The following is a 20734-nucleotide window of genomic DNA, read 5'->3' as shown; positions in this document are numbered from 1 at the left end:
TTCACCGCCGGAACCAGAGCATCGACAGCACGCACGCCGCCACGAGTAAGACAACCGAGCCTGCCGCGAACAAGGCACCGATCTCGACTTCGCTGCGCTCGAGTGCGAAGCGGCCGCTCAGCTGGCGATACACACGCGTCAGGTCGGCGGCCGAGCCGGCCTGGAAGTATTCGCCGTCCGTGAGCGTCGCGATCTGGCGCAAGGTCGGTTCATCCACCTGCATTTCGTAAGACAAGCTGGATCCCTCCGTACCAGCGTCCTGTACCGCTCCGAAGCCCACGGTATAGACGCGCAGGCCGCGCTGGGCGGCCATGCGCGCCGCGTCAAGGGGATCCGGGCCGGTCGTGCGCCGACCATCACTGAGCAGGATCACCGCACCGTGCCGGTAGGAGCCGGGCGCCGCCCCGGGCTGTTCCAGATCGCGCTTGCGGACGGCGTCCGCCGCGGCGGCCTCGGTCAGCGAGCGGCCGCCAGTGCCCGGCGCAAGCGACTCGCCGCCAAAGAGGATCCCTTCGAGGTCGATGCCGTCATCAGGAAACAGCACCGCCAGCGACTGGATCAGTCCGCTGCCTGTCGCCGTGCCGTTCTGGAGCTCGAAGCGGTCGATCGCGTCGAGCATGCGAAGCCGGTTGTCGGTAGGCGGCAGCACCACGATTGCCGTAGCCGCAAACGAGACAATGCCAAGGCGCACGCCAGGCGGCAACCCGACGATGAGATCGCGTGCGGCCTGCTGGGCGGCGCCAATGCGCGTGGGTGCGACATCGCTCGCTGCCATGCTGCGCGAGACGTCCATCGCGAGCACCAGGGTGACGGTGTCAGATGGCAGTGTGAGGGTGGCGGTGGGACGGGCGCAGGCCAGCAGCGCCGCGGCCAACGCGAACAGGAACAGCAGCGGCGGGATGTGACGCCGCAGCCGCTGCCTGCGACCCAGCGCGGCACGCGGCAGCGCAAGGCTGGCATACAACACGGCAGATTTCTTGCGCCGGGCAAGCAGGTAAAGGTAAGCGGCCACCAGCAGGGGAAGAGAAACCAGCGGCCAGAGCATCTGCGGCCAGAGAAACTGCATGCCTGCTCCTTGGCGCGTAAGTAGGACGATGGTACCGGTATTTCCTGGGTTGACGGTACCTCGCGGGGCAATCGAACGACTATGATCTACGCATGGGTCTCCAACCCCGGCAAACCGACCATGCCAGCTGGCATGCGAAATGCGTATGCCCGGGCTGTTAGAGGCCTTAGGCCCGGCGGGAGCTTCCTGCCGGCCCGCAGCCTTGTCAAAACGACATGGTCATGGCAACGCGCAGCGGCAATCTGTGGAAGCGGTTCCTTGACATCGCCAGGCCATACTGGGTGTCACGGGAAAAGGGAAAGGCTTGGGCGCTGTTGCTGATACTGGTCGGCTTGCTGCTAGGCCAGACCTGGACCAATGTGCGCTTCAACGAGCAGACAGGGGAATTTGCCTCGGCACTCGCGGCCGGAGACGCTGACCGCTTCTGGTATGCCATCCGGATCTTCGTCTACGTGCTGCTGGCGGCCGTTCCCGTTTACGCCTTCTACTACTACACGCGCAACAGGCTGTTCATGCATTGGCGCGCCTGGATGACGCACCAGTACCTGGAAAAATACTTTGGCAACTGCGCCTTCTATGCGCTGAACAACAACACCAACATCGACAACCCCGACCAGCGCATCTCGGAGGACATCAGCACATTTACGCAGCAGTCCTTGTACTTCCTGCTGCTGATGCTGGGGTCATTGCTGCAGCTGATTGCGTTCAGCGAGGTGCTGTGGTCGATCTCGCGCGAACTGGTGTTGTTCCTGGTGCTTTATGCCATCTGCGGCACGGTGGTTTCGGTGCTGTGCTTCGGCAAGGTACTGATTGGGCTGAACTTCTATCAGCTCAGGCGCGAGGCCGACTTCCGCTTCAGCCTGATCCGGGTGCGCGAGCATGCCGAATCGATCACCTTCCATCGCGGCGAGCAACATGAGTTCCACCACGTACGCGGCCGGTTCCAGCATGTGTTCGCCAACTACAACCGCCTGAACCGCTGGCAGCTCAACCTCTACCTGTTCCAGTATGCGTATGCGTTCCTGACACTGATGCTGCCAAGCGTCATCGTCGCCAACCGCGTGCTCGACGGCGAACTGGAAGTCGGCAGCGCGATCCAGGCCGCGGGAGCGTTCACAGCGGTGCTGGCGGCGCTGACGGTCATCGTCGACAACTTCGAAAGCCTGAGCCGCTTCGTGGCAGGCCTGGACCGGCTTGCCACATTCGCCTCGTCGCTTGCGCATACGCGCGTGCTGCGGCGCAAGCCCGGGGGGCGGATCGATCACCAGCGCGGCGACACGCTGTCACTGGAGCACCTGACGCTGCATACCCCTGACTATGATCGTACCCTGCTGAAGGACCTTAACGTGACGGTGGGCAAGGGCCAGAGCCTGTTGATCATCGGTCCCAGCGGAGGGGGCAAGAGTTCACTGATGCGGGCTATCAGCGGCCTGTGGAACTGCGGCAGCGGCCGCATTGTGCATCCCGAGCCCGGGCAGATGCTGATATTGCCACAACGGCCATACATGGCGGTTGGCAACCTGCGCTGCCAGCTATTGTATCCCGACCAGGGGCAGCATCGCATATCGGATGAGGAGCTGTTGAAGCTGCTGGACATGGTCAACCTGCCTGACCTGGCGGAACGCGTCGGCGGCCTGGACGCGGAGCTGGACTGGGGCAAGGTCCTGTCGCTCGGTGAACAGCAGCGGTTGGCGTTCGCCCGCCTGCTGCGGGCCCGTCCGCGCTACGCGCTGCTCGATGAAGCGACCAGCGCGCTCGATGTCGCAAACGAGGCCGCCCTCTACAGCCAGCTCTCCGCTGGCCATACCACGATCGTGAGCGTCAGCCACCGCCCCACCCTGCTCAAATATCACGTCCAGGTACTGGAACTGTGCGGCAACGGCGACTGGCAACTCCGCACACCGTCCGACTGCAGCTTTGCGTGGTAGCGGCAGCGAAGGGACAGCGGTGCCCGGATTCTGGCTAGGTGGGTCGTGTCGTACGTTATGCCGCCGCGTACAACGGCGTCACCACCTTGCTGTAGAACCGTTCCCCGAGGGCCGTCAGGCACGGCCGACGCTGGGTGATGCCGCGCCGCACCCATTCGATCATGCCTTTATTCGCCAGCCCCTCCAGTTCCAGAGCGTCGGTCGCATGGTATGGCGCGTTCCGCACAAGAATCAGTGCCGAGATTTCATGGTGACTGAGCATTGCGTCTCCGATCTAGCTTTCGGGCGGCACAACCGGGCATGTGCGGCCATAGGTCAAATCATCTCGCAGTCCCGGTGGCGTCCCACGCGCACCTGGAACCCCGACGGCGCATCGGCACGTTGGCAGACCGTGCCGCCCAGACAGCGCCGTCCGGACAGGTTGCTATTCTGGACAAGGTGGACGCCTGCGCAAAGCATTGCTTTGCGATGCCGCCATAACGAAAACTGAGGGCAGTACGGCTCCTCTACGTGGAGCAAACGACATCCCCATGAGCCAGCTTGACCCGCTTTCGCTTGAGCTCTTCATCCACGTCGTGGAGCATGGGACGATCGCCGCCGCCGCAGAGCGCGAACACATTTCCGCAGCGGCTGTCAGCAAGCGCTTGAGCGACCTTGAAGCCCAGCTTCAGACGCAGCTGCTGGTGCGCACCAACAAGGGCGTGGAACCGACTCCAGCCGGCCAGGCGTTGTTGACGCTCGCCCGCAGTGCCCTGCATGAGCTGGACCAGGTCTTGGTGCAGATGCAGAGCTTTGCCGTGGGTGTACGCGGACTGGTGCGCATCTGCTCGAGCCTCTCAGCCATTCTCCAGTTCCTCGCCGAACCGCTTCACTCGTTCTCGGCACGATACCCAACGGTCCAGCTGCAGCTGGAGGAAAAGACCAGCACACTGGTGCCAAAGGCTGTTGCCGAGAACGCCGCCGACATCGGCATCTACCTGCCGGTCATGCCCGTGCCTGGGTTGCAGACGTTCCCGTTCCGCAAGGACAGGCTCGTCGTGGTCACACCGCATGGGCATGTGCTCGGGAATCGGCCCCACGTTGCCCTTCGAGACCTGCTCGATCACGAACTCGTCAGCATGCACACAGGAAGTGCCATCGACGTCGCGCTGCTGCGTGCCGCGCAAGACTTGCATTGCCCGTTGAAACTGCGTATCCGGGTAACGAGTTTCGACGCTTTGTGCGTGATGGTTAGCGCCGGACTCGGCATCGGCATACTGCCGGAGGCGATCGCACAGCGTAACTGCGCCACGATGCCGCTATGCATCGTGCCGCTCAGCGATGCGCTGGCGAGGCGCGAGTTCCTGCTGGCCGTGCGCTCCATGGATGCCTTACCCGTGGCGTCGCAGATGCTGGTGCGACATTTGCTGGAAACGGAGGATGGCACGGACGGTGTCTGAGCTCGCCTGCCGCCTCACATAGAGGGGGTGAGCGGATTAGGCGACACGAGCGGCCATCGGCCGGACCGTCCGCTCACATTCCAGGGAACTATCATGAACTTCATCACCAGTGCCGGCCCGCTGATCTCTTTGATTGCCGGAATCCTGATTCTCATCATGCCCCGGCTGCTTAACTACATCGTCGCCATTTACCTGATCGTCATTGGCGTACTAGGGCTTTTCGGCGGGCATTTGCATTGACGTCAGCTGTCGTCGTGGCACTTGTATGCCTGGCGCTTTCCGAGCACTTGGGCGAGTAACGGCACTGTAGTCACGACCCCTACGGCAAGTAGCGTCCAGCCGATGGCGCGGCGCTGTTCGGGGTTCATTCGGTTGCTGAGCAACAGCGCCAGTCCTGCTGCGCCCGCCGCTCGTGTTCCGGCAATCAACCCTATTTCCGGAATCGTCAGTGATACCTCATTCATTTGTGCCTCCGTCTCCTTTGGGGTGGTCAGTTGCGTGTCTTGAGGTGGGCACATTGACTTCACGCCATCTATTTTTTGTTTTCCGGCGGCTTGTTCATGGTGAACCGGCCAATATCAGACAAACCCATCTCATCCTCGATACTCGCGATCTCCTTCGAAGCGTAATCGAAGCCATCATGGCCAAATACCTGTTTTTCGATTTTTTCGAATTCCTCCCCTGCTTCTTCATAGTTCTTCTGCGACAAGGAATTTTTCCATGCCGTGAAGACTACGGTATCTTCGCGGGCGGCATGGTGTGCATACATCAAATTGAACTCCCGTAGTGCCGCGGCAAGCGGCGCAGCGTTGCTGCCGGCAACATTTCCGCCCTGCGCAACACGAAGGACATAATCGGTGAGATCCCGTCCCCGATCATGCTGCTGCAGGACATCGGCGTAGCGGGAAACCGGCCCCTCGAGTTTGCGTATCGCCGGGAAGATGATCTTTTCTTCCAGCCTGCGCTCGTGGTAGTCCTCTCCGAATGTCCGGAACAGCCGGGCGGTTCTCGCCAGTGCATGGGCCGGGAGCGAGGCGGGTTGCTGCATCAAGCGGTCGGCCGCAGCGCCATAGACCAATAGTGCCCGGCGAAGCACGCCGTGCTCGCGCATGAGATCTTCGTTTGCCGTTACCTTTTTCTCTTGCGTCGCGGCCAAGCCATTGGACAGGAAAGATTCGGCGAGTACCAGGCCGCATCCGACCATACACGTTTCCATGAAATCCCTGCGCTTCGTTGTCATTGCACTCTCCTTCTGAAGTGCACCTTTGAGATGCCGGGCGCAATTGGCGATCGAACCTGATGGAAAGTGTGGGATCAGCCGTTGCCAGCCTTCCATTTGAAGTCTAGATTTTTCATTTCGCGGAAGCTTCGCGCGGGGAACGTCACAATGCCCGCTTTATGGACAATGGCCGGCAGCATATGTGCGCCGTCACGCACCACGGCACCACAGCACCGGGACGCCGTTCACCTCAGGTCACGGCGCTCACGAACGCCTCGAATGCGCTGGCCTCTACCGGAGGACAGAAGAAGTGGCCTTGCCCGTAGTCGCAGCCGGCAGCGAGCAGGATGTCGCGTTGCGACTGGGTCTCGACGCCCTCGGCGATCACACGGATGCGCAGGGCGTGCGCCATGTTGATGATGGCGCGGCACAGGGCCACGTCGTCCGGACCGCGCGTCAGCGAGCGGATGAAGGACCGGTCGATCTTGATGTAGTCAATGTCCAGGCGCCGCAGGTACGACAAGGAGGAGTAGCCGGTGCCGAAGTCGTCGAGCGCAATTTCGATGCCGGCCGCCTGAAAGCGGGAGAGCTGATCCATGACATCGGCGTTCTGCTCCATCAGCGAGTTTTCAGTGATCTCGATGACGAGGCTGCCCACCGGCACGTTCCTGCGCTCGATCATGCTGGACCAGGACTCGGGTCCGCTTGAAGGCGCGCAGAACTCCATTGGGGATTTGTTGACCGAGATCTGGAAATCCTTGCCTAGCAATACGTGCCAGCGCGCAAGCTGGCGCAGCGCTTCCGTCAGCACCCAGCGGCCGATGTCGATAATGAGGCCGGATTCCTCCGCAACGGCAATGAAATCGACCGGGTGGATCGGCCCGCGCACCGGATGGTTCCAGCGAATCAGGGCCTCGGCCTTGCAGACCTTGCCGGTGCGCAGATCAACGATGGGCTGGTAGTGCAGCGCGAATTGTTCGGACGCCAGCGCCGTGCGCAGGTCCTGCGTGATACGCAGGCGTTCCCTCTCTGCCTGCAGCAGCGCCTGGGTGAAGATCTTCCAGCGATTGCGCCCCTCCTCCTTGGCGGCAAACATCGCGTGGTCGGCGTACACCAGCAGCGCCTCGGCATTGTCGGCGTCCTTGGGGTAGGTCGCCACGCCGATGCTGGCCGACACCACCACCAGCTCGCCGGCCAGGCGGTAAGGCGCGGCAATCTGCTGCAGGATCGCCTCGGCGATGCCGCCGGCAACGCCGGCATCGCCGACTGCGGGCAGGATCACGGTGAACTCGTCCCCGGCAAGCCGCGCGACGGTATCCGACGCGCGCACCGATGCCGCGATGCGCCGCGCCGCCTCCAGCAGCAACAGGTCGCCCTGGTCGTGGCCAAGGGTATCGTTCACCTCCTTGAACCGATCCAGGTCGATGAACAGCAGCGCCAGCACATCCTGCGTGCCGCGCGAACGCTCGATTTCCTGCTCCAGCCGCTCGAAGAACAGGCGGCGGTTGGGCAGGTCCGTGAGCGCGTCGAAATTCGCCTGGTGCCGGATGACTTCTTCCGCCTGGCGCTTTTCGGTCATGTCATGGATCAGCGCGACGCGGCGGTGCTCGCCGTACTGGTGTGCCAGGTAGGTATCAACGGTCAGGTAGGCGGGAAACTCGCTGCCGTCCTTGCGTCGGATCGAGAATTCGCCGCTCCATCTGCCCTTGGCGCCCAAGGTAGCCCGCAGGCGTTCGACCAGCCCTGCCGCATTGCCGGCTCCGCTAATGCTGTAGCCAGAGCGGCCCTTGATCTCCTCGACCGTATAGCCGGTGGCAGCCGCAAAGGCGGGATTCGCGTCGATGATGGTGCCGTCGACGGAGGTCACCATCATGGCCTCGCTGCTCGACGAATAGACCAGCGCCGCCAGCCGCATCTCCTCCAGATGGCGCCGTCGCTCCACCATGGAGCGACGCAGGCTGTAGTACAACAGTCCGACCAGCAGCGTGGAAGCCATGGCGCCGGCCAACGCAATGCGGCGATAGACCTCGTAGGGAGCCAGCACCAGGCCCACCGACTCGCCCACTACGAAATTGAGTCCGAACTCCGGCATGCGGTAATAGCCAAAGACCCGCTCCACGCCTTCGGAGCCCGATACCGCGCGATAACTACCAGACTGGGGCGACCCGCTGGCGAGATAGGGCCTGTTGGTGACCGCCCTTGCCAGTGAGCCCTCCAGGCTCGGTACGCGCGCAATGACCTGGCCCGAACTCTTGATGACCGACGCCACTTCGCCATCGCGGTTAGTGAACGTCTGCGCAAAGCTGGCGAACTGCTCCGGACTGACCGAGACCACGATGACCCCGTCGAAGCTGCCCTCGCGCAGGATCGGGCGCGTGAACTGGATCGACCATTTGCCCGAGACCTTGCCCTTCACCGGGTCGCTGATAAACAGCATGTCGCGGCCGCCCGCGTCCTGATGGACCCGGAAATGCTCGCGCCCGCTCAGGTCAACCTTCTCGCCGGATGCGGGCGGGGCGATAGATGAGTAGACGAGCAAGCCATGCTTGTCGATCACGGCGACCTGGAACGTGAGATCGACCACCAGGTTCTCCCGCTCACGCACCATGTCGATGAAGCCCGTCTGACCGGCCAGCCAACTGGCCCGCAGGTCAAGGAGGAACTCGGACAGCCGCAGGATGCTGGACTTGGAGTACGCGCCGAACGCCAGAGCCTCTGCCTGGGTACGGTCGGCAGCGTCGTGCAGCAACCGGTCCCGCTCGCTCACGAGTTGAAACGCCGCGAACGACCACGTTGCAATCAGCCACGCCGCCGCGCCCAGGTTCAAGGGGGAAAAGACCTGGCGCAGGCGCTGCAGCGCCTTGCCCCGGGTGGTCGAGCGTTCTCGCATCGAATAGGTGTCGCAACGCAGCGAAGAATCGGTATGGGTAGCAGGCTAGCCGAGGTCAGCGAACCCGACAAGCGGCACGCATGCTGTACCGTGCATGCTGGCGCGGTACGCCGCTGGTGCGCCGAAAATAGCATGTGGCTGACACGACACCCGGGGCGTGTGCTCGTCCATTAACAATCCATTACAGATGGTGAGATCGGTTTGCATTAACCTCCGCAGCCAACGGCCCAAGCTGGCCACTGACCCACGAGGCCTGAGGCCGGAGAATGTATGAAGAAGATCCAAACGCTTACCCTGATGGCAATGGCTGTGCTGGCAACCGCAGGCACCGCGCATGCGCAGCGTGCCGTCGGTGGGATGGGCGAAGAGATCAGGATCGGCGCGTTCTCCGAGCCGGGACATGCGAGCCGCAACCGTGGCTTTACGGCGGACAGCCGGGACGGCAAGGCAGTCCAGGGTCGAACCCCCACCACCGTCGGCCAGCAACCGCGCCGGGCCGGTGCGCGCGCGCCGGCCGTCCCGCTGCCCGGCAGGCATCTGCCCTAGATCCGCGCCTGGACAGCGAAGCGGCCTTGAAAAGACGCCCTGTTGGCTTGGCTTGGGAAAATCATGCCCCGCCGCCGTGCACATCGCTGTGGCCGCCGTCGGTGAAGCCATCACGCGAACTGATGCGAGCGCCATCCGTAAAGGGGTCACGCGAACCCATGCGCGCACCGTCGGTGAAGGGATCGCGCGCACCGATGCGCGCCCCATCGGTATAGGGATCGCGCGGGCCGTTGTGACTCGGCGCGCCAACGATCAGTGCATCAGCATAGCCGCCGGCATGGGCGCTCTGGCTGAAGCCGGCAACCAGTGCAACGGTGGCAAGAAGGGTCTTGGCAAGATTTTTGTGCATGGCAATCTCCAACATGGGTGTCGGCGGCGCTGCCGCGGCGGCACTCCTCGTGCAGGCGATCGGACGAAACGACACGTGCCGCACGGGATCGCCTCTGCCGTGCAAGCCGTTGCCTGGCGTGGGCCGGCCGCTTGGTGTGGCTGCGGCGCAGGCCCGGACTTCTGAGTCAGTGGTTGCGAATAGGGAAAGGAGCACCTCCCCGCCTTAGCGCAACAGGTACAGCGAATGCTGGTCACCATTTGCCAGTTCGCCGGTGCCCGCGATCGCGGTCATGGCGTTATCGCTGGGGTAATCCGCATCGGCCCCGGTGTCGCGGCAACCGGCGCACGCCAGCATCAACGCTGCAATTCCGACGCACAACAAGCCGTTCATGGAAATCTCCTTCCGCAGGGCACGAGGAATACCCGCGCCCCATGTGCCATCGTGTTGCTTCAGGCCGGCTTGATGTTTTGATTCACGCGGAACAGGTTGGCCGGGTCGTACTTGCGCTTGATCTGCGCCAGCCGCGCGTAGTTGTCGCGATAGGACGCCTTCACGTTGTCATTGCCCTCGTCCATCATCATGTTGATGTAGCCGCCGCCCGCGGAGTACGGATGCAGGGCCAGCCAGTAGTCCTTTGCCCACTGCACGATGCGGTCGTTGTTGGCCGGGTCGGGATCCACGCCGACAATCACGCTCGCAAAATTGGCGTCGCGATAGCTGAAGGCCGTGTCGTCGCAACCGGCTCGATGCGCTGCGCCATTGATCGGATACAGGTGCATGGTCGAGTGCATCGACGGCAACTGCTGCGCATATTTGATGTGCAGATCGATCGCCTTGTCGCTGAGGTCGCTGACGAAGTCGGCTTTCCAGTACCACTGCAGGCCAGCCGGATACAGTCCGTCGAACAGGCTCTGCAGGACCGGCCAGGGGATCGGCCCGGCAAAGTCCACTACGGGCGGCATGGCCTCGCGAATCGTACGGAAATGCGTATCGGCCTCATCCAGCGGCCCGGTGTAGCACCACACGACGGCGCACATCTTCTGTAGGTGAACTTCCTCCGGGAACGGCGGTGCAGGCGGTACCGTGACGAAGCCGAACCAGCCATTGATCTGCTGCGGCGCGTTCAGGATGAAATCGCGCCACCATGCCATCAGCTCGCGTGCCTGCTCCATCGGCCACAACATCGGGCCGCCATAAACCGTGGCAACGGGGTGCGCCTTGAATTCGAACGACGTCACCACGCCGAAGTTGCCGCCGCCGCCGCGCAATGCCCAGAACAGGTCGGCGTTTTCCTCGTTGCTAGCGGTGACGATGCGCCCATCAGCCAGCACGACCTCGGCGCTGAGCAGATTGTCGATCGTCAGGCCGTAGGCGCGGCTGAGATAACCGATGCCACCGCCGAGCGTCAGCCCGCCCACGCCCGTTGTCGAGATGAAGCCACTTGGCGTCGCCAGCCCGTAGGCACTGGCGGCGTGATCCACGTCGCCCCAGGTGCAGCCACCGCCCACCCGCAGCGTCTTGCGGCCGCCATCGACAAACACGCCCTTCATGGGCGACAGGTCGATGACCAGCCCGCCGTCGCAGGTGCCGAGCCCGGCGCCATTGTGCGCACCGCCACGCACGGCCAGCAGCATCCCGCTGTCGCGCGCCGCGTTCACCGCCGCAACGACGTCCGCGACATCGACGCAGCGCGCGATGATCGCAGGACGCTTGTCGATCATGCCGTTGTACACGGTACGTGCCTGATCGTAAGCCGCGTCGCCCGGCTGAATCAGTTGTCCGCGAAAGTTCGCCTTGAGTGCGGTGGCGACGGTTTCGCTCATCGAAGTTTCCATGGTTGCCTCCTGTCCGGCTGGTATGCAGGAGTTTTAGCAACCTCGGCGTTTCGAAAGCGTTAGGTGCGCCGTTACATGGGGGTTCTGTCCCCCGACCTGAGCGCGGCGGTCGCGCGGAGACTAACGCGCGAGTAACGCCCGCGCCGTGACGATGTCGGGCTGATCGAAGCCTTCCGTGAATCGCGCAAGCGGCGCGGCGATCACCTCGTGCGCAGCGACGCGCCCTTGCGCGGCACGCAGTGCCGCCCATGACAGCGTGGCACGCAGTTCAAGCGGGAGGGCGCGTTGGGCCGTGGCGATCTCGATCGCCCTGGTCAACGATGACTCGGCTTCGGCGACGTTGGCGCTGCTGCGCAGCAGCAAGTCGCCGCGCAGACGGTACAGTTCGGCGTCCAGCCAGTGCTCGTCAGTTCGACCGGCACATTCGAACGCCTGGTCCAGAGCCGCCAACGCACTCTCGGTCTCTCCCACGTCGCCGAGACATTCGGCCAGCATGCCCAAATAGAGCGGCAGACGCAGGCGTGCGCCCGTCGCGTGAAAGGCTTCGAGAGCCGCCCGCATGGCCACTACGGCATCGGCACCCGGCGACTGCTTCGCGTTCGCCCAGACGAGCAGCATGTCTGCCCAGGCGAGGTAGTAGCCTACGTGGTATTGCTCGGCGATCTCGTGCGCCTGGCGGGCATAGTCGAGCGTGAGACCGTGCTCGCCTCGCAGCGCATGCTGTGTCGCCAGATAGGACAGCGCAAGCGCCCGGGAGAACGGGTGCGCTACCCGGTTCGCTATCTCGAGTGCTTCGTGGCCACGTTGAAGAGCCTGATCGGCAAGCCCGCGGAACCACAGTGCGTGCGCCGACCACGCGGCAGCCAGCACGCCGAAGTTACCGCCCATCAGGGACGCATGCTCGGCATGCTGGGCTTCGTCATAGGCAGCGTGCGCGCGTTGATACGCCGGCTCGGCAGCGAGCCAGTCGCCTTGCTGGACCAGGCTGCCCATGATGCTCGTCCATGCCATCACCGAGTAGGTGCCCGAACCGGGCTTCCCCATGCCTGCAAGCACCTCCTCGCTCAGGCTGCGTGCCTGTGCAAGTTCTGCACGCACTGCCAGGAAAAATGACAGGCTGACCTGGGCGCGGGCCTGCTGATTGCTGTCCCCCACCAGCCGGCTCAGTTCCACCGCGCGTCGCAGCGGCGCGTCCAGTTCAGGAGCGGCCCAACCACGGGCGATGCGAATCGGTGGCGCAAGGTCGAGCTGCAGGGCCAGCGACTGACTGGCGCGCTCATGCGGATCGGCAATCTGCTCCGCTTGCACCAGCCCTCGCGTCAGCAATGCCATGGCGTCATCATAGGCATACACACGCTGCGCAACACCGGCCGCGCGCCGATAGAATGCCGCCGCCTGGGCTGGCTGGCCCGCCTGCTCATAGTGCCAGGCGATCTGCGCGCTTGCCGCATCGGGCGCTTCGCCTGGCGCCCGCTCGAGCGCTCGCGCCACGCGCAAATGCAGGCGGCGGCGCTGCAGCGGACTGACTTCGGCGTAGGCAACGTCGCGGATCTTGTCATGGCTGAAGTCGAAGGCCAGGCCACCACTGTCGGTCTGGCGCACGATGCGCCGCTGCCACAACTCGTCCAGCGCGCCAGCGAGGGCATCCTCGTCGAGGTCGCTGGCCTGGGCGAGGATGTCGGTCGTGAATGCCCGGCCAATGATTGCAGCCACCCCGACCATATCGCGGGCTTCCGACGGAAGCTGCGCCAGCCGGTTCGAGATGATGGTGTAGACCTTGGGCGGCAACTTCGATGCCATGCCGCCCTGTGTGTTGCCGACCGGCACGGTGTCGGAGCGGGCCCGCGTCATCTCGACCGCAAACAGCGGGTTGCCCTCGCTCTCTTCAAACAGCCGGGTGGCTTCCGTGTCGGCCAGCGGCCGGTCCAGGATCTGGGCCGCAATCTTTGCCGTCTCGGCGGCATCCAGACTCCCCAATGGAATCTCGACGAACTGGTCGTCCCGGCGCAGTGCGTCCAGCAACCGGTTCGCAGCATGTCGCGGCATGATTTCCTCGGGCCGCGCCGTTGCGACCACCATCACCCTTGCCGTCGCGTCAAAGCGCATCAGGAATCGCAGCCATTCGAGCGTCTCGCCGTCGCACCATTGCAGGTCGTCGAGCAGCAACAGCAGCGGCCCGCCTTGTGCAAGCACGGCTCGCGCCAGCGCCTCGAAGAACCGCTGGCGTTGCCAGTACTCGGTCAGCGGCGACGGCGGCGATAGTCCGGATTGCTGCGTGAGGAGTTCGGGCAACAGTCGCGTGACCTCGCTCAGCCACAGTCTGTCGAGCTTGCCGATTGCGCCGCTCAGGGCAGCGCTGCGCAGCCAGCCGGTCACCGGCGCAAACGCGAGCTGACCCTCGGCCGCATAGGCGCGCGAATGCGCGACAGTGATGCCTTGCTCGGACAGATGGACCAGCAGTTCCTCTGCCATGCGCGATTTGCCGATACCGGCCTCGCCCAGGATCAGCACAAACTGCTTGTCGCCCAGTTGGGCCCGTTGCCAGACTTCAAGAAGCCGGCGCCATTCGCTATGCCGGCCAATCATGGGCAGCATCGCTTCCCGCGGGCGTTGGCGCTGCATGGACGCACCCTGCCCTGCCAGCCGCGCATAGGCCTCGCGCATGGGTTCGCCAGGCAGGACACCCAATTCGCGCGCGAGCGTTTCCACGCACGTTTGATAGGCGCGCATGGCCGATGCGTGGTCGTGGTTCAGCGCATGCAGGCGCATCAGCGCCATGCAGGTCGGCTCGCGGCACGGGTCGAGCCGCTGCAACTGCTGTGTGTACTTCAGCGCCTTGGCATAGTCTCGCCGGTCCTCGCTCAGTTGACCGAGGCGTGCAAGCGCCGCGATGCACTGTTCGCGCAACCTTTCGCGCTCGGCGTGGATCCACTCGTCGTAGCAGTTGGCCAGAAGGTCACCGCGATAGAGATGCGCGGCATGCGTCAGCGATTCTTCTTCAGCGCCTGGGTCGCCGTGCCTTGCGGCCCTGGCCGCAGCCGCAAGCGCCGACTGGAACTGGGCGACATCGAGGTCGAGCGCCGAATCGGGCAACCATCGCACCGTTTGGGCATCGGCATGGACGAACTGATCTGCCTCCGGCCAGGCCTTGCGCAGCTGGAACAGCAGCTGACGCAGGGCATTACGCGCCTGTGCCTGCGAGGAATCCGGCCAGAACAGAACCGCAAGCTGCTGCCGTGTCTGCGGTGCGTCGCGATGCAGGACAAGACAGGCGAGCAGCGCCTGCAAACGGGGCGAGTTTGCGTTGAACCGGGGCGCGTCGGCGCCGTCGAGCTGGAACTCTCCAAACAGACTGACGGAGTAGCGGGTCTGGGAAGTCATGCTGGGGCGCAATACGGCACAAGGCGACGGGGAGCTCCTGTTCGGCAGCGTGCGATGCGCACTGCGGAAGCGCTCGCGCGGGTGCTGTCTGTCCCACAACCACGCCCGCGCGAGCGGCATTCGTGACTATATCTCCAGTGTCGGGTATTTCGCCCCTTTATTCTGAAATCGAACTCCGCCAGCGGCGTAGCTAATGATGCCTTTTCGCAACGCGGTGCAGGCGCCCCTTGCGGGAGCGCCTGCACCTGCTTGCTGCCGGGTTGTCAGACTGGTTTGGAGGTAACCGCCCGTCGTCCGTTTCGTGTGCCGAGCAGATCGTAGCGATCGAGATTCATGACCTTGTTCCACGCCGCCACGAAGTCGCGCACGAATCTTTCCTTGCCGTCGTCGCACGCGTAGACCTCGGCCAGCGCGCGCAATTGGGAATGCGCTCCGAAGACGAGGTCGGCGGCCGTCGCGGTCCACCGGGTCTTGCCCGAAGTGCGATCAATGCCCTCGTACACGCTCTTGTCCGCAACGGAAGGTCTCCACGCTGTGCCGATGTCGAGCAAGTTCACGAAGAATTCGTTGCTCAACGTGCCCGGCTTGTCGGTGAACACGCCGTGCCTGGATTGGCCGTGGTTTGCATCGAGCATTCGCATGCCGCCGACGAGTACCGTCATCTGCGGCGCGGTCAGCTTCAGGAGATTGGCCCGGTCCAGCAGACGGGTTTCCGGCGACAGAGGGTCTTCTGCCCGGAAATAGTTCCGGAACGCGTCACCGATAGGTTCGAGCACGTCAAAGATGCTCTCATCCGTCTGTTCCTGCGATGCATCGGTGCGGCCCGGCGCGAACGGGACGCTAATGTTGAATCCCGCTCTTCTGGCCGCTTCCTCAACAGCGGCGCAACCGCCAAGAACAATCAGATCGGCAAGCGAGACTTTCTTGCCGCCGGACTGCGAGCCGTTGAAGTCGTTCTGGATGCGCTCTAGGGCTGTCAGGACCTTTGCCAGCCGCGAAGGCTCGTTGGACTCCCAGTCCTTTTGCGGCGCCAGGCGAATCCGCGCGCCATTCGCACCACCACGTTTATCGGTGCCACGGAAGCTGGCGGCAGCGCCCCACGCTGTCGATATCAACTCAGGGACGGACAGACCAGAACCGAGGATCGTTCGCTTGAGGGCGTCGATATCCTGTTCGCTGACCAGTTCATGTTCGACGGGTGGGATCGGGTCCTGCCAAAGCTGCGCCTCGGGGATCCATGGGCCCAGATAGCGCGAGCGAGGACCCATGTCACGGTGAAGCAATTTGAACCAGGCTTTGGCAAATGCATCCTCGAGCTGGTCCGGATTGTCGTGAAAGCGTTTGGCAATCGGTCCGTAGATCGGATCCATGCGCAGTGACAGGTCTGTGGTCAGCATCGTCGGGGAATGTCGCCTGGACGCTCCATGTGCATCGGGCACCGTGTCATTCGCTTCCGGATTCTTCGGCTTCCACTGCTTCGCGCCCGCCGGGCTTGTCGTCAGTTCCCACTCGTATTTGAACAGGTTCTCCAGAAAGCCGTTGTCCCATTTGGTCGGATTGTTGGTCCATGCGCCTTCAAGTCCGCTGGTAATCGCGTCGGAACCCTTGCCGCTGCCGAACTTGTTCTTCCAGCCCAGGCCTTGCTCCTCGATCGGGGCGCCCTCCGGTTCCAAACCGACATTCCCTGCCGCCGGCGCAGCACCATGTGTTTTGCCGACGGTGTGGCCGCCCACGATGAGCGCAACGGTTTCTTCATCGTTCATGGCCATGCGGGCAAAAGTCTCTCGGATATCCCTCGCCGCAGCGAGCGGATCGGGGTTGCCCCCTGGCCCCTCTGGATTCACGTAGATCAGGCCCATCTGTACGTTGGCGAGTGGCTTGGCGAGTTCGCGGTCGCCGCTGTAGCGCTCGTCCCCGAGCCAGGTGTCCTCCGGACCCCAGAATATGTCTTCTGGCTCCCAGACATCAGGCCGGCCAAAGCCGAAGCCAAAAGTCTTGAACCCCATTGATTCATAAGCCACATTGCCCGCAAAGATCAGCAGATCGGCCCACGAAACCTTCTGGCCATACTTTTTCTTCAGGGGCCAGAGCAGTCGGCGCGCCTTGTCGAGATTGGCGTTGTCCGGCCAACTATTGAGCGGCGCGAACCGCTGCTGGCCCTCGCCGCCGCCACCGCGGCCATCGGCGATGCGGTACGTGCCGGCGGCATGCCAGGACATGCGAATGAACAACGGCCCATAGTGGCCGTAGTCGGCCGGCCACCAATCCTGCGATGTCGTCATCAGCTGGATGAGGTCTTGCTTCAGCGCGTCAACGTCAAGACCCCTGAACTGGTCCGCATAGTCGAATTCTTCTTCCAGCGGGCAGGACAGGTGCGAGTGCGTGTGAAGCACCGAAAGATCCAGTTGATTCGGCCACCAGTCCTTGTTCCGCCTGGGGCGGCTGACCTTTGGAGTCGGTGAAGGGATGGCAGGGTTCTCGCTCTCGCTAACACTTCTGGTATGTTGCTTGTCAGTCATATCATCCTCCAGGACGGGGGCACCATATTTGAGGTGGCATTCCGTTGGAGTAGTACTTGCCGGCACAAAATCAAGGCAAAGGTGTTGAAATTTAATAATCAGCGCAATAGCGAAAGCCAATCGCAAAGTTTGCCTCGGCCAGGTCGCACTCCCTCCACCAGAAACTACTGATTGGGCGGTTGCCTTGATCCTTTGCTTCCGTCAAGGCTGGGCGATTTATCAAAGTCCCTGCTGCAGCTTGAAAGTGATTCTGATGCGCCCTAGTTTGGATGCGTCGGCGCGACAAGCCGGCTTGCGTGAAACGGGAGCCAGAAATGCCAAGTCCTAAGGAAGTCGTTCAAGCGTCATACGAGGCGTATCGCAGGAGGCAGATCGATACCGTCATGAGCCTCATGGCTCAACAGGTTGACTGGAAGTTCGTCGGGCCGCCGGCCATGCGGTACGCAGGCACGCGCGGAACCTTGGCGGAGATTCGCGAAGTCTTCGAGCAGATGATGCAGGACGATGTCATCGAGGTCTTCGAAGCTCGCGAATTTATCGAAGCCGGAGACGATTTGGTGGTGCTCGGCTTTGTAAAGGGGACTACGGTGCCGGAAGGCAAGCCGTTCGAATCCGACTGGGCGCATGTGTTCACTGTGCGCGACGGCAAGATTACGCGCTGGCGCGGCTTCTACGATACCGCCGCCCGTTGTGTCTAAGGCTCTGCAGGCCTCAGGAAAAAGGACGAAGCGCCAGTTCGAGACCCAGGATGATCAGGAACATGAGAAAGCCACGACGGAAGGCTTGGGGACTGATCTTCTGCCGCACGATCGCGCCCAACCACATTCCTGCGAGCGCGGGAATGACAACCAGAAGGGACAAGCCGAGCTGATCGAGTCGAAACGCGTCTTGGGCCAGGAGCCCTCCTGCGAGTGCGACTGTGGAGACGGTGAACGAAAGGCCAAGGGCCTGCACGAGTTCGTCCTTCTGAAGACCCAACGACTGCACATAGGGCACGGCAGGAATCGTGAAGATACCGGTGACGCCAGTCAATACCCCGGTAACAATGCCGATGACGGGCGAAAGCCAGGACTCGAGCCGTTCCGGGACCGAGAGCGTCGGCAAGAACAGAGCGTAGGCAGCATAGGCGATCAAGGCCAGGCCCAACGCACGTCCCGCCCAGACCGGGTCAACGATTACCAGCAGTCGCGTCCCCATCAGGGTACCGATCACGATGCAGAGCATCATTGCCCAGAGCCGTCGCATGAGACGGAGCGTGCCGCGCCCAGCCAGCATTTGCCACACGTTGGTCACGAACGACGGAATGATCAGGATCGCCGCCGCTGTGAGCGGTGACATGATCGCGCCAAGCACGCCCATGGCAACCGTTGGCAACCCCATTCCCGTCACGCCTTTGACCATACCGGCCCCGACGAACGTGGCGGAGAGCAGGCAAATCGATCCAATGGTCAGAGTATTCATACGATGGTCCGCGCAGTCATAGCGGCCATTACATATCGGGTCCTGGGCTGGCACAATGCGGTTTTTCCGACACCCCCTTCGGATTTGCCGAAGGAAAGCCGTCTTGGAGGCCGTATGAGATTCGATCTCGCGGATCTGCGCTTGTTCGTTTGCGTGGTCGATGCCGGCAGCATCACAGCCGGGGCCAGACAAGCAAACCTTGCGTTGGCGTCGGCAAGCGAGCGTCTCAGCAATATCGAGGCGGATGCCGGTGTCGTCCTGCTTGAGAGAAGCCGCAAAGGGGTAGTAACCACCGAGGCAGGCGAGGCGCTGGCGCACCATGCCCGTCTGATCCTCCGACAGCACAGCCTGTTGCAAGGGGAGCTACGGGACTTTGGTGCTGGTGCACGCGGTACGTTGCAGCTGTACGCAAATACGGCGGCGCTGACTGGCCTGTTGCCGGAGAAGCTTGCCCCGTGGCTTGCACAGCGTCCGCGTCTGCACATGGATCTCAGAGAACGTACAAGTGCCGAGATCGTGAAGATGATCAGCGCGGGACTGGCCGAAGCGGGCGTGGTATCCGATGCCGTCAATCCCACGGGTCTCACAATCCAGCCCGTCGGCAGCGACCATCTCGTCCTGATTGTTCCTGTGGCACACAGACTCGCAGCATCGAAGGAAGTTTGCTTTGCCGAAATTACGGGCGAGCAGTTCGTTGGCCTGGAGGCGGGGAGCGCGCTTCAAGACCACATCGAAGAACACGCCGCAGGTCTGCGTAAGACGTTGTCACTCCGTATTCGCATGAAGACCTTCGAGGGATCGTGCCAGATGGTGTCGCAGGGAGTGGGAGTCGCGATCATTCCGTTGGCGGCCGCAAAACGCTATCGACGCAGATATCCGTTCAAAACCCTCATGATCAGAGAGGATTGGGCGCGCAGACAGCTCTGCCTGTGCTTTCAGCAATGGCACAGTCTGTCTAAGCCGATGCAAAGTCTGCTGGCGCATCTCGGTGGTAGACCGCAGACCCCCTCACTGTGAACAATGTGACAACACAAGGCGACCGGTCCGCTACGGCAATCGATACTCCATCCGTATGGTTGCAGACCCAATCAGTATTGGACTGAGCCCCGCCGCCGCCAATACGATGCATGCGAAGTGTCGACCCACACGAACGAGGGCGCGCCCCAGCGCAGAGGTCGCCATGTCAGCGCCCCTGGAGGCACCAGCAAGCCCTCGCCCGCCCGCCTAATCTACCGACATCAAGCATGAACAAGCCCTGCATTATTTCTGTTGCGATCACGGGATCACTGCCGCGCAAGAAAGACAATCCGGCTGTGCCAATCACAGTGAGCGAGCAAGTGGAATCGACCCAGGCGGCATTCGAAGCCGGGGCGACCCTGGTTCATCTCCACGTGCGCAACGATGACGAAACGCCCACGTCAAATCCGGATCGTTTCGCACTGGTGCTGGAGGGCATTCGCAAGCACGCGCCGGGCATGATCACTCAGGTGTCCACCGGTGGTCGCTCCGGCGCCGGCAATGAGAGAGGCGCCATGCTTTCCCTGCGGCCTGATATGGCGTCCCTGGCAACCGGGTCGGTCAATTTCCCAACCCGCGTCTATGACAATCCGCCGGAGCTGGTCGACTGGCTCGCCGCCGAGATGAAAACCTACGGCATCAAGCCCGAAGTCGAGGCCTTTGACCTGTCGATGATCTTCCAGGCCGCTGCCATGCAGGCGGCCGGCGCGATCGTCGGTCCGCTACACATCCAGTTTGTCATGGGCATCAAGAATGCAATGCCCGTCGATCGCGAAGTGCTTGAATTCTACGTTCAGACCCTGAAGCGCCTTTCGCCCGATGCGACATGGACTGGCGCCGGCATCGGTCGCCATCAACTGACAATGGCCCGCTGGTCACTGGAACTCGGGGGACACTGCCGCACCGGGCTCGAGGACAATGTGCGACTGGACAAGAATACGCTCGCCCCATCTAATGCCGCGCTTGTGCGCCAGGTTGCCGAGCTTTGCGAGGAGTATGGTCGCCCTGTCGCAACCGCGGCCCAGGCGCGCGAGATCATGAGTCTGGGTTGAAGATGCGTCCCCTCGATCCGCACCGCTAGATGCGCCCGAATTCCGGGCTC

18 protein-coding genes are annotated in these 20734 nt (G+C 62.8%); 7 read left to right on the top strand and 11 right to left on the bottom strand.

The features are described 5' to 3' along the window. Position 1: 1 nt before the first annotated feature. A complete protein-coding gene (locus K2O51_RS20965; protein ID WP_011297810.1) occupies positions 2-1066 on the bottom strand; it encodes a VWA domain-containing protein in 1065 nt (354 codons plus the stop codon). A 215-nt stretch (positions 1067-1281) separates the two neighbouring features. Here K2O51_RS20965 and K2O51_RS20960 point away from each other — a divergent pair, with 215 nt between their 5' ends. Next, positions 1282-2994: an ABC transporter ATP-binding protein/permease gene (locus tag K2O51_RS20960; protein WP_140950520.1), complete on the top strand. Its 1713-nt coding sequence runs from the start codon at positions 1282-1284 to the stop codon at positions 2992-2994. A 55-nt stretch (positions 2995-3049) separates the two neighbouring features. On the opposite strand, the gene K2O51_RS20955 is transcribed toward K2O51_RS20960, so the two are convergent. Next, complete coding sequence (locus tag K2O51_RS20955) at positions 3050-3256, bottom strand: hypothetical protein (protein WP_041679596.1); 207 nt, start codon at positions 3254-3256, stop codon at positions 3050-3052. A 268-nt stretch (positions 3257-3524) separates the two neighbouring features. Here K2O51_RS20955 and K2O51_RS20950 point away from each other — a divergent pair, with 268 nt between their 5' ends. Then, positions 3525-4433: a LysR family transcriptional regulator gene (locus tag K2O51_RS20950; protein ID WP_011297808.1), complete on the top strand. Its 909-nt coding sequence runs from the start codon at positions 3525-3527 to the stop codon at positions 4431-4433. 93 nt (positions 4434-4526) lie between these two features. Next, the gene (locus tag K2O51_RS20945; protein WP_011297807.1) at positions 4527-4673 is read left to right on the top strand and encodes a DUF3096 domain-containing protein; all 147 of its coding nucleotides are present in this window, start codon (positions 4527-4529) and stop codon (positions 4671-4673) included. A 2-nt stretch (positions 4674-4675) separates the two neighbouring features. On the opposite strand, the gene K2O51_RS20940 is transcribed toward K2O51_RS20945, so the two are convergent. The 3 genes from K2O51_RS20940 to K2O51_RS20930 all read right to left on the bottom strand — a co-directional run bounded on the left by K2O51_RS20940 (position 4676) and on the right by K2O51_RS20930 (position 8542). After that, a complete protein-coding gene (locus tag K2O51_RS20940; protein ID WP_041679595.1) occupies positions 4676-4897 on the bottom strand; it encodes a hypothetical protein in 222 nt (73 codons plus the stop codon). Between the two features lie 68 nt (positions 4898-4965). Beyond that, on the bottom strand, positions 4966-5673 hold the full coding sequence (locus K2O51_RS20935; RefSeq protein WP_245001945.1) for a hemerythrin domain-containing protein: 708 nt from the start codon (positions 5671-5673) through the stop codon (positions 4966-4968). A 229-nt stretch (positions 5674-5902) separates the two neighbouring features. Next, positions 5903-8542, bottom strand: a complete 2640-nt coding sequence (locus K2O51_RS20930; protein WP_140950517.1) for a bifunctional diguanylate cyclase/phosphodiesterase — start codon at positions 8540-8542, stop codon at positions 5903-5905. A gap of 270 nt (positions 8543-8812) precedes the next feature. Here K2O51_RS20930 and K2O51_RS20925 point away from each other — a divergent pair, with 270 nt between their 5' ends. Then, positions 8813-9088, top strand: a complete 276-nt coding sequence (locus K2O51_RS20925) for a hypothetical protein (RefSeq protein ID WP_011297803.1) — start codon at positions 8813-8815, stop codon at positions 9086-9088. Positions 9089-9149: 61 nt separating this feature from the next. Here the strand turns inward: K2O51_RS20925 and K2O51_RS20920 are convergent, their stop codons facing one another. The 5 genes from K2O51_RS20920 to katG form a co-directional block, all read right to left on the bottom strand. Then, positions 9150-9437, bottom strand: a complete 288-nt coding sequence (locus K2O51_RS20920) for a hypothetical protein (protein ID WP_011297802.1) — start codon at positions 9435-9437, stop codon at positions 9150-9152. Positions 9438-9641: 204 nt separating this feature from the next. Continuing rightward, a complete protein-coding gene (locus tag K2O51_RS20915; RefSeq protein ID WP_166486998.1) occupies positions 9642-9809 on the bottom strand; it encodes a hypothetical protein in 168 nt (55 codons plus the stop codon). 59 nt (positions 9810-9868) lie between these two features. After that, positions 9869-11254 (bottom strand): FAD-binding oxidoreductase, encoded by a 1386-nt coding sequence (locus K2O51_RS20910; protein ID WP_011297801.1) that lies wholly within the window; start codon positions 11252-11254, stop codon positions 9869-9871. A 120-nt stretch (positions 11255-11374) separates the two neighbouring features. Next, entirely contained in the window at positions 11375-14635 is a 3261-nt protein-coding gene (locus tag K2O51_RS20905; RefSeq protein ID WP_220631603.1) for an AfsR/SARP family transcriptional regulator, read from the bottom strand. Between the two features lie 263 nt (positions 14636-14898). Further along, complete coding sequence (katG, locus tag K2O51_RS20900) at positions 14899-17154, bottom strand: catalase/peroxidase HPI (protein WP_245001944.1); 2256 nt, start codon at positions 17152-17154, stop codon at positions 14899-14901. 314 nt (positions 17155-17468) lie between these two features. On the opposite strand from katG, the gene K2O51_RS20895 reads away from it, so the two are divergent. Then, a complete protein-coding gene (locus tag K2O51_RS20895) occupies positions 17469-17852 on the top strand; it encodes a nuclear transport factor 2 family protein (RefSeq protein ID WP_220631602.1) in 384 nt (127 codons plus the stop codon). 13 nt (positions 17853-17865) lie between these two features. Here the strand turns inward: K2O51_RS20895 and K2O51_RS20890 are convergent, their stop codons facing one another. After that, positions 17866-18615, bottom strand: coding sequence for a sulfite exporter TauE/SafE family protein (locus K2O51_RS20890; RefSeq protein WP_220631601.1), 750 nt, complete (start codon positions 18613-18615; stop codon positions 17866-17868). A 114-nt stretch (positions 18616-18729) separates the two neighbouring features. Here K2O51_RS20890 and K2O51_RS20885 point away from each other — a divergent pair, with 114 nt between their 5' ends. Together K2O51_RS20885 and K2O51_RS20880 are read left to right on the top strand one after the other, a co-directional pair. Beyond that, positions 18730-19632, top strand: a complete 903-nt coding sequence (locus K2O51_RS20885; protein ID WP_011297796.1) for a LysR family transcriptional regulator — start codon at positions 18730-18732, stop codon at positions 19630-19632. Positions 19633-19859: 227 nt separating this feature from the next. Next, positions 19860-20684: a 3-oxoadipate:acetyl-CoA acetyltransferase gene (locus tag K2O51_RS20880; protein WP_011297795.1), complete on the top strand. Its 825-nt coding sequence runs from the start codon at positions 19860-19862 to the stop codon at positions 20682-20684. Positions 20685-20734: the final 50 nt, after the last annotated feature.

The organism is Cupriavidus pinatubonensis (assembly GCF_019602855.1).
Taxonomy (GTDB): Bacteria; Pseudomonadota; Gammaproteobacteria; order Burkholderiales; family Burkholderiaceae; genus Cupriavidus; species Cupriavidus pinatubonensis.
This window is presented reverse-complemented; position numbering and strand designations above follow the sequence as displayed.